The organism is Peptoniphilus sp. GNH, from assembly GCA_021307325.1.
In the GTDB taxonomy this organism is placed as follows: Bacteria; Bacillota; Clostridia; order Tissierellales; family Peptoniphilaceae; genus KA00134.
This window is the reverse complement of the sequence record CP089931.1, coordinates 356,168-368,513: the sequence shown is the minus strand read 5'-3', so window position 1 is coordinate 368,513 and position 12,346 is coordinate 356,168. Positions and strand designations below refer to the sequence as shown.

At 33.5% G+C, this 12,346-nt stretch carries 14 protein-coding genes; all 14 read right to left on the bottom strand.

From position 1 onward, the window contains the following. Positions 1–88: 88 nt before the first annotated feature. A complete protein-coding gene (gene rplS / locus LV469_01910) occupies positions 89–439 on the bottom strand; it encodes a 50S ribosomal protein L19 (GenBank protein ID UHR03063.1) in 351 nt (116 codons plus the stop codon). Further along, positions 440–1,177: a tRNA (guanosine(37)-N1)-methyltransferase TrmD gene (trmD, locus tag LV469_01905; protein UHR03062.1), complete on the bottom strand. Its 738-nt coding sequence runs from the start codon at positions 1,175–1,177 to the stop codon at positions 440–442. Beyond that, entirely contained in the window at positions 1,174–1,677 is a 504-nt protein-coding gene (gene rimM / locus LV469_01900) for a ribosome maturation factor RimM (protein UHR03061.1), read from the bottom strand. The genes trmD and rimM overlap by 4 nt, the downstream gene beginning before the upstream one ends. Position 1,678: 1 nt before the next feature. Then, positions 1,679–1,912, bottom strand: a complete 234-nt coding sequence (locus LV469_01895) for a KH domain-containing protein (GenBank protein ID UHR03060.1) — start codon at positions 1,910–1,912, stop codon at positions 1,679–1,681. 18 nt (positions 1,913–1,930) lie between these two features. Further along, on the bottom strand, positions 1,931–2,236 hold the full coding sequence (rpsP, locus tag LV469_01890) for a 30S ribosomal protein S16 (protein ID UHR03059.1): 306 nt from the start codon (positions 2,234–2,236) through the stop codon (positions 1,931–1,933). A gap of 51 nt (positions 2,237–2,287) precedes the next feature. Beyond that, a complete protein-coding gene (ffh, locus tag LV469_01885) occupies positions 2,288–3,625 on the bottom strand; it encodes a signal recognition particle protein (protein UHR03058.1) in 1,338 nt (445 codons plus the stop codon). A gap of 4 nt (positions 3,626–3,629) precedes the next feature. Then, positions 3,630–3,980 (bottom strand): DNA-binding protein, encoded by a 351-nt coding sequence (locus LV469_01880; GenBank protein ID UHR03057.1) that lies wholly within the window; start codon positions 3,978–3,980, stop codon positions 3,630–3,632. A gap of 169 nt (positions 3,981–4,149) precedes the next feature. Continuing rightward, entirely contained in the window at positions 4,150–5,889 is a 1,740-nt protein-coding gene (locus tag LV469_01875) for a [FeFe] hydrogenase, group A (protein ID UHR03056.1), read from the bottom strand. A gap of 11 nt (positions 5,890–5,900) precedes the next feature. Continuing rightward, positions 5,901–7,670 (bottom strand): NADH-quinone oxidoreductase subunit NuoF, encoded by a 1,770-nt coding sequence (locus LV469_01870; GenBank protein ID UHR03055.1) that lies wholly within the window; start codon positions 7,668–7,670, stop codon positions 5,901–5,903. Beyond that, positions 7,667–8,137 (bottom strand): hypothetical protein, encoded by a 471-nt coding sequence (locus LV469_01865; GenBank protein ID UHR03054.1) that lies wholly within the window; start codon positions 8,135–8,137, stop codon positions 7,667–7,669. The genes LV469_01870 and LV469_01865 overlap by 4 nt, the downstream gene beginning before the upstream one ends. Continuing rightward, positions 8,134–8,634, bottom strand: a complete 501-nt coding sequence (locus LV469_01860; protein UHR03053.1) for an NAD(P)H-dependent oxidoreductase subunit E — start codon at positions 8,632–8,634, stop codon at positions 8,134–8,136. The genes LV469_01865 and LV469_01860 overlap by 4 nt, the downstream gene beginning before the upstream one ends. A 370-nt stretch (positions 8,635–9,004) precedes the next feature. Next, positions 9,005–11,062, bottom strand: a complete 2,058-nt coding sequence (locus tag LV469_01855) for a bifunctional 4-hydroxy-3-methylbut-2-enyl diphosphate reductase/30S ribosomal protein S1 (protein ID UHR03052.1) — start codon at positions 11,060–11,062, stop codon at positions 9,005–9,007. Beyond that, a complete protein-coding gene (locus LV469_01850; protein UHR03051.1) occupies positions 11,034–11,627 on the bottom strand; it encodes a 1-acyl-sn-glycerol-3-phosphate acyltransferase in 594 nt (197 codons plus the stop codon). The genes LV469_01855 and LV469_01850 overlap by 29 nt, the downstream gene beginning before the upstream one ends. After that, positions 11,624–12,271, bottom strand: a complete 648-nt coding sequence (gene cmk, locus LV469_01845; GenBank protein ID UHR03050.1) for a (d)CMP kinase — start codon at positions 12,269–12,271, stop codon at positions 11,624–11,626. Before cmk ends, LV469_01850 begins: the two co-directional genes overlap by 4 nt. Between the last annotated feature and the right edge of the window lie 75 nt (positions 12,272–12,346).

Below are 12,346 nucleotides of genomic sequence, written 5' to 3'. Positions count from 1 at the left end.
GAACAAAAATTTAAAGTAATTTAGTTGCTATTACTTTAAATAAATAAAAAAAGGACGTCCCCCAAAAGGTCGTCCCAAAATATAATTATTAATAATTGGTTTTTTCTTTAACTTTAGCAGCCTTACCTTGTCTATCGCGTAGGTAATATAGTTTTGAACGTCTTACTCTACCCTTTCTAACTAGTGTGATATCTGCAATTCTTGGAGAATGCATTAAGAAAGTTCTTTCAACGCCTACTCCGTAAGAAATTCTTCTAACAGTGAAAGTTTGTCTTGATCCACCGCCTTGAATTTTTACAACAGTACCTTCAAAAACTTGAACTCTTTCTCTAGTACCTTCAATTATTCTATAGTGAACCTTTATAGTATCGCCAACATTAAATTTTTTAACATCTGATCTCATTTGATCTTTTTCAAGCGCTCTTATAATATCTGACATTTATAACCCCCCCTTCAAGGAATTTTTGATTTCTTCAATTAATTTTTCATCTTCCCGGCTAAGTTTCACCTTTTTCAAAAGATCTGGTCTTTTAAGAAAAGTTGCCCTTAAAGCCTGGCTTCGTCTATATAATTCAATTTTTTTATGATCTCCACTAAGTAATATGTCAGGAACTTTGTGACCCATGAAGTCATAAGGCCTAGTATATTGAGGATATTCTAGTATGCCATCATAATGAGACTCCATTTGAAAGGATTCATCTGAAGATAATACACCAGGAAGTAATCTAGAAATGCCATCTATTAAAACCATAGTGGCAATCTCTCCACCTGTCAATACATAGTCTCCTATGGAAATTTCCTCATCCACATAGTTTTCAATAATTCTATTGTCAATTCCTTCGTAGTGACCGTTTAAAAAAATTAAATCTTCTTCTTTTGAAAGTTCTACCAGTTTTTCTTGTGTGAGAACCTTGCCTTGAGGTGAAAGATATATAACTTTTGAATTAGGACCTTTGGCAGCTTCAATGGCATCATAAATAGGCTGGCTAGCCATCAACATACCAGGGCCGCCTCCATAACTATAATCATCAACTTTTTTGTGCTTATTAGTAGAGTATTCTCTAATATTAAATAGCTCCAAAGAAAGTTTATTTTCATTTATGGCTCTTCCCAAAACGCTATAATTTTCTAAAAAATTAAATACCTCTGGGAATAAAGTAAGTATACTTATTCTCAAGAAAATAACCCCTCAATCGGATTTACAATTAACTTTTTATTCTCCACATTTACCTCCAGAACAAATTCTTTTATAGCAGGCAAATATGACATCTTTCCCTCATCATTCAATATCTCATAAACATCATTGGCTCCAGTTTCTAGGACATCTTTTACAGTTCCGTAATAATTTCCTTTTAGATCAAATACACTCATACCAACTATATCAGATATGAAATACCTATCTTTGGGTAACTCTACTCTATCCTCATCCCTAATATAAACATTTAATCCAACAAAATTTAATACATCATTTATATTGTCAAAACCTTTTAGTTTGACATATGCTAAGGATTTTTGAACGAAAGATTCCTCTAGAGCGTACTCCTTTAAATCTTCGCCAAGCAAAAGATAACTAAGCTGCTTAAATCTGTTTGGATCATCTGTATAGGGATACAACTTTAAATTGCCTTTTATACCATGTGTGTTTATGATTTTTCCCACAAGTGTTACATTTTCCAAATTAGTCCTCTATTTCCAAAAAAATTTTGATATTTTCTTTTAGAGAAATGGCTTTTAAAATGGCTCTGATAGACTTAGCTATACGACCTTTTTTGCCAATTACTTTTCCCATATCAGATTCATCAACTCTAAGTGAAATATAAACATTTCCTTCTTCGTCTTTAGAAGAACTAACATCTACCTTGTCCGGATTATCTACAAGTTCTCTTGCAATATATTCAACTAATTCCAACATTTGAACCCTCCGGTTTAACTAATTAGCAAGCTCTTCAGTAGTTTCTTTTTCTTTGCCTGTTTCACCTTGAGCTTTTTTAGCTTCATAAACTTTATTTTCTCTAAAAAGTCTATCAACTACATCAGTAGGTTTTGCTCCCTTTAGAATCCAATTATTTGCCTTATCAGCGTCAATTTTTACAGTCTTTGGATCTGTCAAAGGATTGTAATAACCAATTTCTTCGATAAATCTTCCATTTCTGGGACTGCGTGAATCCGCAACTATAATTCTATAAAAAGGATTCTTGTTTGAACCCATTCTTCTTAGTCTAATTTTTACTGCCATTTTATTCACCTCCATGTGAAAATTAAATTTATTTAAAAAATAAATTCCTAATTAAAACGAAAAGGGTAATTTGAATTTTCCTTTTCTCATGTTCTTGCCCATGTTTCCGAATTGCTTCATCATCTTTCTAAGATCTCTAAATTGTTTTAATAGTCTATTTACATCAGCAGGGCTTGTTCCCGAACCTAATGCTATTCTCTTTCTTCTGCTCATATCAATAAGCTCTGGCTTTGTTCGCTCTTTTGGCGTCATAGACTTTATAATAGCCTCAACTCTTGCAAACTCTTTTTCATCAAGCTTTGCACCCTTTAACATTTTTGTATTAACTCCTGGAAGCATTCCAATCAAGTCTTCCAAGGGTCCCATCTTTCGCATTTGCTGCATTTGGGTCAAAAAATCATCAAAAGTAAATGTTTGATTTCTAAGTTTCTGCTCCAATTGCTTGGCTGACTCTTGGTCAAAATTAGCCTGAGCCTTTTCGATTAAGGTAAGCACATCTCCCATGCCTAAAATTCTTGATGCCATCCTTGCAGGATGAAAGACTTCTAAGGCATCCATCTTTTCGCCAGTAGTTATAAATTTTATAGGCTTGTTTGTGACAGCTCTTAACGATAAAGCAGCTCCACCTCTGGCATCTCCATCCAGTTTAGTCAAAATTACACCAGTAAGAGCCAAAGTGTCATCAAAAGTTTTTGCAACATTTACTGCATCTTGACCAGTCATAGCATCCAAAACAAGCAAAATCTCGCTAGGATTTACAGCATTGTTAATATCCTTTAGCTCAGCCATCAGTGATTTATCTATGTGTAATCTTCCTGCAGTATCTATTATGACAACATCATTATTATTTTTACTAGCATGTTCAATTGCAGCCTTTGATATATCTACAGGGCTAATTTTGTCACCCATAGAAAATACTGGGACATCGACACTTTCTCCAACAATCTTCAATTGTTTAATTGCTGCCGGCCTATAAACATCGCAAGCAACTAAAAGAGGTCTTTTACCATCTTTTTTTAGTTTTTTAGCAAGTTTGCCACAAGTTGTTGTCTTTCCTGCGCCTTGCAAGCCACTCATAAGTATTACGGAAGGTTTTTTTGAGAAATCAAGTTTACTCTCAGTGCTACCCATAAGTTCAGTAAGCTCTTCATTTACAATCTTAATAACTTGTTGACCAGGAGTAAGAGATGACATCACCTTCTCTCCTAGGGCTTGTGTTTTAATATTTTTTACAAAATCTTTTACTACTTTGAAGTTTACATCCGCTTCTAATAGAGCAAGTCTAACTTCTCTCATTGCAGAATTGATATCTTTTTCTGTAAGCTTACCCTTACCTCTTAAGGAATCAAGAGCATTTTGAAGCTTCTCTGAAAGATTCTCAAAAGCCATAATCTCACCTCTTTTTCTCAAAAAGGGTTTCAATTTCATCTATTAATTCAATGATTCTATTGTCCTTCGAAATAAGTCTAATTTTTTCTAATTTGCTGAAAATATCTTTTTTGATGTCTGATTCATCTTGATCTTGTTTTAGTAGCTTCAACGCTCCATCAAAAGACCTCAAATTATCCTCAGCTCTTTTTAAGTTAATACTGATTGCTTGCTTACTTATTTTTAAAGTTTCTGCAATCTCATTTAAGGAGCAATCATAAAAATAATAGAGTCTAAAAGTTTCTTTTTGTTTTTCACTCAACAAGGCTCCATAGTAGTCGAAGAGCATTGTTAGTTCGAAAAATCTGTCTTTCATAATTTCACCAAGTCAAGCTGTTCGCTTGACCTTTTAATAGTTTATGGTTATTTGTCGTTTTTGTCAAGCATTAATATTTATTTTTATAAATTTTATACAATTTAAAAATATGGAGTAGACTCTGAATTGTCTACTCCATATAAAAATTTTCTTAATAATTAAATATTTTTTAAATTCTTTCTCTTTTCTTATAGGTTGTATGAAGTAATTCATGAGACTTAGGGCCATAAGGTTTACCTAAAAATTCTTCATAAATTGCTTTTATCATTGGATTTTGGTGGCTCTTTCTTATGGTCTTAGATTTGTCAATTTCATAAATTGCCTTTTGTCTTTTTTCTAAAATAGTTGAGTCTCCATGATGGTAAGGTTGCCCTCCTCCACCAATACAACCTCCTGGGCATGCCATGATTTCTATTGCGTCAAACTTATATTCTCCTGATCTTATGCCCTCTAAAAGCTTTCTAGCATTGCCCAAGCCATTGGCTATTCCAACTCTGAGTTTCATATCATTAATCTCAACTTCAGCTTGGCGTATACCTTCAATGCCTCTTAATTCTTTGAATTCAAAATCTCCCATATCTTTTCCGCTTAACCAGTCGTTAGCAGTTCTTATGGCAGCTTCAATTACACCGCCAGTAGTTCCAAAAATTACACCAGCACCAGTTGATTCTCCCATGAGAGTATCGAAGTTTTCATCTTCAAGCTCATTAAAGTTTATACCATATAGTTTAATCATTCTTCCAAGTTCTCTAGTCGAAAGGACTATATCAACATCTTGGAGATTATCATTCTTTAACTCAGTTCTATATGCTTCTGCTTTCTTGGCTGTGCATGGCATTATTGAAACCATAACTATATCTTTGGGATCTATACCTTTTTTCTGAGCATAATAACTTTTTACCATTGCGCCCATCATAATTTGTGGAGATTTACAAGTTGATGGTATATCTAGCATATCAGGGAAATTAGTTTCAATAAATCTCACCCAAGCCGGACAACATGAAGTAAGTATTGGAAGAACCCCGTCATTTTTTATTCTGTCTACTATTTCTGATGCCTCTTCCATAACTGTTAAATCAGCAGAAAAATCAGTATCGAAAACAGTATCAAACCCTAATCTTCTAAGGGCCGCTACCAATTTACCTGTTTGAATACTTCCTGGTTCATATCCAAACATCTCTCCTATGGCAACCCTAATGGCAGGAGCCACTTGGACAACCAAATGTTTTGTAGGATCCTTTATTGCTTTCCAGACCTTATCCGTCTCATCTATTTCTACAATTGCACCCGTAGGACATACAGCTGCACATTGACCGCAGAATGTGCATGATGAATCTTCTAGAGGTATGCTAAAGGCTGGAGAAACAATAGCATCAAAGCCTCTATTTATTGCAGCTAAAGTGCCTACGGTTTGAACTTCATTACACATGCTTTCACAGCGTCTACACATTACACACTTGGATGGATTTCTTTCCAATGCCTTGGAAGATCTATCTACCTTGTGAACCATCCGTTTGCCAGGATATTGAATTTCTCTTACTCCCATTTTAGCTGCCAAATCTTGAAGTTCGCATTCTAAGTTCTTTGCACATGTAAGACAGTCCTTAGGGTGATTTGACAACAAAAGTTCTAGATTAGTTTTTCTTGCCATTACAGCTTTAGGAGTATCTGTCCTTATAATCATGCCATCAGTTATAACTTCAGAGCATGCAGTACATAAATTTTTTCTTCCTTCCACCTCAACCATGCACAAACGGCAAGAAGAAGGCATGTTTTCATAATGAAAGTGATCTAATTTCATATGGCATAAGGTCGGAATGTCAATATTTATTCCTCTTGCAGCTTCTAGTATAGTAGTCCCTTCAGCTACAGTTAAATCTTTTCCATTTATATTACAACTAATATTCATACAATCCCCCCCTATGGTTTAATGATAGCACCAACAGGACAAACTCCCATACAAGTTCCACAAGCTATACATTTGTCTTTATCTATTGTATGAGCTTTCTTTATTTCCCCACTTATACAAGATATTGGACAATTTTTAGCACATCTATGACAGCCTATACACTTACTAGGATCAATTTTATAAGCTTTTTCAACTTCTCCTTTGGCATATTTTTCATATTCTTCAGGAAAATATCTCATTGTTGAAAGTATAGGATTTGGTGCGGTTTGCCCAAGTCCACAAGCTGCTGTTTCAATAATGTTTTCGCATAGGCTTTTTATCTTTGGCAGTTTTTCGAGCGATGATTTTTGATTTATTAAATCAGTGAGCATTTCAAGTAACCTTTTAGTTCCTATCCTACAAGGAGTACACTTTCCGCAAGATTCGTCTTGAGTGAATTCAAGATAAAACTTTGCAAGCTCTACCATATCGGTATCTTCATCCATGACAATCAATCCACCCGAGCCCATCATAGCCCCAATCGCTTTTAAATTTTCGTAATCTATCGGTGTATCCAAATTTTCTTTGGTAATCATACCGCCAGATGGTCCACCAATTTGAACGCCTTTGAACTTTTTACCATTTGGAATTCCGCCACCAATATCATATACAATTTCTCTAATCGTAATACCCATAGGCACTTCAACAAGTCCTATATTATTTACATTGCCAGCAAGAGCAAAAACCTTTGTGCCCTTAGACCCCTCAGTACCCATGGAAGCATACCAATCAGCTCCCTTCAATATTATTTGAGGTATGTTGGCATATGTTTCAACGTTGTTTACAGTTGTAGGTTTGCCCAAATAACCTTTTATAGAAGGAAATGGTGGTTTTCTTGTAGGCTCTCCACGCATACCTTCGACAGAGTGGATTAGAGCGGTTTCTTCGCCACAAACAAAAGCGCCTGCTCCATAGCGAATTATAATATCAAAGTCAAAACCTGAATCGAAAATATTTTTCCCCAATAGTCCATAAGATTTTGCCTGTTTAATTGCAACCTCTAGCCTATGTATGGCGAGCGGATATTCTGCTCTTATATAAATTACCCCTTGATTAGCTCCAGTAGCGTATCCCCCTATCGCCATGGCTTCAATTACAGAGTGGGGATCACCTTCCAATATGGATCTATCCATAAATGCACCAGGGTCTCCTTCGTCAGCATTGCAAAAAATATACTTTTCGTCACCAGGAGATGAAAGTGTAGTTTTCCATTTTATACCAGTAGGAAATCCTCCACCGCCTCTACCTCGAAGTCCCGATTTTATAATTTCTTCTACTACTTGTTCTGGGGTCATCTTAGTTAAAACTTGTCCGAGCGCCTGATATCCATCTCTAGCTATGTATTCATTTATTTCTTCTGGATTTATCAGTCCGCAGTTTCTAAGAGCTATTCTTGTTTGCTTTTCATAGAAATTCATCGCATGTTGATTAACAATTTTTTTGCCCGTAGCAGGATTTTTATAAAGTAATCTTTCGACAGCCCTACCATTTAAAATGTGTTCCTCAACTATTTCTTTAGCATCTTCTGGCTTTACTTTAGTATAAAATATGTTGTCAGGATATACCTTTACTATTGGACCTTCCCCACAGAATCCAAAGCAGCCTGTCTTTATAACTTCTACGTCATATAATTTTTTCTCTTTCACAAGATCTTTTAAATTTTCAAGTAAAATCTTGGAATCAGCAGAAATACAACCTGTACCTTGGCAAACCATAAGCTGTAATCTAATATTTTTCTTCATTTTTCAGCCCCCTTCTTTTTATTAGAAGTTTTGGACGGATTGGTTCTTCTTTTGCTTTGTATTTTTTGCTCTAAATTCTTTATTAGATCTTTTTTATCCCTTCCACAAGTCATCTCTTCAGCTTTTATTTGACATATTCTAGAGACTAATTCTTTAATTTTTTCCGAGTCGATCTCATCAGTGTCTATATTTCTTTGAAAACTTGCACTGATTTTTATATTAAAAGCAGCTTGTTGACTTGGGTCATTTTTAAATAAAAACTTAACATCGTCGCCATCAATTTCATTGACATAATCTTTTAAATTCGAGATTCCTTCAGCCACAGTGGAATATTCTTCTTTACCATTTCCAGTTATAACAATTTCAATAACTTCATTTTCATGTTTGTTACCAAGAGATCTTAAAAGAAGTTCCTGATTTAAATCATTACTAATCCTCTTGAGCTGATCTAAATTTTTGATTCTCATAAGCCCTCCTTATCTCTATATGACTTTATAATGCCTGCAACATCTTCTTTTTTAACATGGCCAAAAATCTTGTCATTAATCTTAACAACAGGACCTATGCCACAAGCGCCCAAGCATCTTATGCTATTTATTGAAAATAATTTATCGGCACTCATTCCATTCTCGTCAAGTTTCAAAATTTTGTTAAACTCGTCCAAAATATCTTGAGAATGTTTTACAAAACACGCTGTCCCCATACAAACATTTGCAACATACTTACCAGTTGGGTTCTCATTGAAAAAAGAATAAAATGATACAATCCCATTTACCTTGGAGGCAGGGATTCCTATCTTCCTAGCTATGTAAAGTTGAAGTTCTTTAGGAAGATAATCAAAAATATCCTGAGCATAATGCAATATTGTGATTATGTTATGTTCCTTATCGTCAAACCCATCCATATACTTGTCAAGAAGCGTTAATTTCTTTTCGTCAAGTATAGACATGTTAAAATTAGACATCATTAACCCCCTTTGTATATTATGTCTTCATTTTAATACAACCAAAATGAAAGTTCAATGTTTATCTAGTTTATGACAATCTATTGTTAAAATAATAAATAATCGTAGTGATTTTATATGAATATATTTTTTCACAAATTACTAGAAATAATCTCCATTAATTTGAAAGTTTATTATTTGTGTATACTTTGCTTTTGCAATCGTTTATCATCAATATAAAAAACATAGAAATTTTTATTTATATTTTTTATTTATATTTTCATCTATTTTGCATTTTATTTTATAATTTAACAATAAAAAAAGACCTCAAACTGAGGTCTTTTAAAATTTTACATATTAATGAAATAATGTAAGTTCAATTATTTTTATATCATTCAACACTGTTATCTTCAAGATTTATGTTGAATAAATCTCCTATTGTAGTTCCAAGATCTTCTTGAGTTGCTACTTCAGGTTTTGGTTCCTTTTTAGGCTTTTCACGCTTTGGTTCAGGTTTCTTTTCTTTTACAGGTTCTTCAACTTCTGGTTCTTCATCTTCAAATAATGCTTTTATTGAAAGACTTATCTTTTGTTCTTCATTATTGATATCTGTAACCATAGCTTCTACTTCTTGTCCTATTTTTAGAACATCTTCAGGTTTTTCAATATGTTCTTTCGCAATTTGAGAAACATGAAGCAATCCATCCACTCCGGAATCTAATCTGACAAAGGCTCCAAAATCAAGCAAGTTTACAACATTTCCCTTTACAGTATCGCCAACATTTGTAGATTCAACAAATACATCCCAAGGTCTTTTTTGTGTTTGCTTTAAGCCCAAAGCAATTCTAGATTTTTCTTCATCAACAGTCAAAACTTGAACTTGAACCTTTTCTCCTGGAGAAACTACATCTGAAGGATGCTTAACTCTATTCCATGACAACTCTGAAATATGAATTAGTCCATCTACTCCTCCAACATCAACAAAAGCACCAAAATTAGTCAATCTTTGAACTGTACCTTCTATTACATCTCCTTCTTTCAAGGTAGAGTAAACTTTCTTTCTATTTTCTTCAAGTTCTCTTTCTTCTACATTTTTTCTTGAAAGAACGATTTTTCTCTTATTTTTGTCAAAATCTATTATTTCGCACAATAAATTTTGTCCTACATACTTAGAAAGATCCTTTTGGAACCTAACTGAAGCATGTGAAGCAGGTATAAATGCTTGCAAACCTTCAAAATCTGCGATAAGTCCGCCCTTAACAACTGACTTAACTTTTACCTCTACTTCTTTTTTATCGTTGAATAATTGTTCAACATCATCCCAAACCTTCATGCTTTCAACTTTTTTTCTAGAAAGTACTACATTTCCATCTCCGTCGTCAACCTTTAAGATGTAAACATCAATTTCATCTCCAGGTTTGCAAATGTCAGATGGCTTCACATCTGGGTCTTTTGAAAGTTCTTCTCTTGAAATTATACCGTCTGAACGATAGTTAATGTTAACCATAACTTCATTGTCAGTTACAAAAAGAACTTCACCTTTTACAATTTCCCCTCTTCTAATCCTTGTAAAAGAGTTTTCAATTGCTTCCATCATTTCATTGTTGTCAAAATTTTCCATACTACTAACAGCCTCCTCGATTACCTTATCCGGAGTGGATGCACCGGCGGTAATTCCAATTTTATTAAATTTATTAAATAAATTAATATTTAATTCCTTTATTGAGCTCGCAAAAAATGTATTTTTACAATACTTTTTACAAACCTCATAAAGTTTTTTTGTATTAGATGAATTGTTTCCACCTAAAACAATCATTGCGTCTACTTTTTTTGAAAGTTCCATCGCCGCATCTTGACGCAAAGATGTAGCACTACATATTGTATTATAGACTAAAACTTCATCTTTTGAAATCTTTTTTATAATATTTGTTAATTTTTCAAATTTTTCTTCGATATTTGTAGTCTGTGACACAACAATAGTTTTTTTATTTATATTAATTTTTTTAATATCATCTTCATTGTCCACTATTATGGCCTCATCATCAGCATAAGAATTGATACCTATGACTTCAGGATGCACAGACGATCCTATAATTACAATCTGATAACCTTGATTCTTGTGCTCTTCAACAAGCTTATAAATTTTTTGAACATACTTGCAAGTAGTGTCTACTACTTCATTTTCTCTGTCCTCAAGCAGTCTTTTGATTTTTTTGTGAACACCATGTGATCTCAAAATAACTTTTGAAAGTTTTATATTGTCATAATCTGAAATTATTTCAACATTTCTTTTTATCAAATCCTCAACTACAAAAGGATTGTGGACAAGTTCCCCTAAGCAATAGGTTTTTTTCTCTGAATCGCTGTTATCAAAGGCAAGTTTGACGGCCCTTTTGACACCGCCACAAAAGCCAGCATAATCAGCTAATATAATCTCTTTTTTTATCATAAATACTTAACATCAAATCTCTAGTAAGTCTTGTCAAATCATTCTCTTCTAATTTGCCAAGCCCCTTATAATCAATCGGATCTCTTACATAAACTTTTATTTTTTTAAAAATTTTGCCCCTTCTATCTATGTAGACGGGTACTATTGTGGCAGCAGTTCTTGTAGCCATCAAAACAGCTCCATTTTTTGCAAGATCAAGATCCATAAAATCAGTTCTCGTCCCCTCAGGAAATATTCCCAAGATTTTATTGTTTCTTATATATTTTATAGCTTTTTTTATAGCTCCTATATCATTTCCATCTCTGTCTACAGGAAAAGCACCAAAAGAACTTAAGAAGAATCCTAATACTCTAGAACAATCCCACAGTTCCTTCTTCCCCATCCAAAAAACCTGTTTTTTTATAAGGGAAGATATTATAAGTGGATCGTAAATTGTGTGATGATTTCCAGATATTATAAGTTTTTTATCATAGTCAATTTTTTCAAATCCAATTCCCTCGAGCCTAAAAAATATTTTAAGATAGATAAATACTAAAAATCTTGCAATTTTATAAAAAAGACTCATTTAATCACCCTCGATACTATAAGCTTAGCAACTTCATCTGGATTTAGAGCATCTGTTGCTATTTCAAAGGCATCATCCGCTTTAACTAAGGGTGAATTCTTTCTATGCGTGTCATCATAATCTCTTTTAGCCATATCGTCTATCAGTTTATTTAAATTTACATCAAGGCCCTTTAATTTTAATTCGTCATATCTTCGCAAAGCTCTGTTGTGGGCAGAAGCAGTAAGATAGAATTTATTTTTAGAATTTTTCAACACTACTGAGCCTATGTCTCTTCCTTCCATTACTATGGATTGATGCTTGGCAATTTCTTGTTGTAGATAAACCAGATACTCTCTTATCTTTTTATTTTGTGATATTTTAGATGTAAAATTCCCGACTTTTTCATCTCTAATCTTTTCAGTTACATTTTCTCCATCCAAAAAAATTTCATCATCCACTAGTTTTATTTTAGTAGATTTCAAAAAAGAATCTATATCTTCAATTTGATCTATGTCTACATTATTCAAAAGCAATTTCAATCCTATTGCTCTGTACATAGAGCCAGTGTTTACATAAGTTATATTTAATTTTTTGGCGACAAGTCTAGCTACGGTAGACTTACCAACGCCTGCTTTGCCATCTATAGCAACAGAAAAAACCATTTTTACCCCATAATAAAAAAATCACTGATTTGGTCAGTGATTCAAAAATATTCTTTTATCCTAGCTCCTACCAAA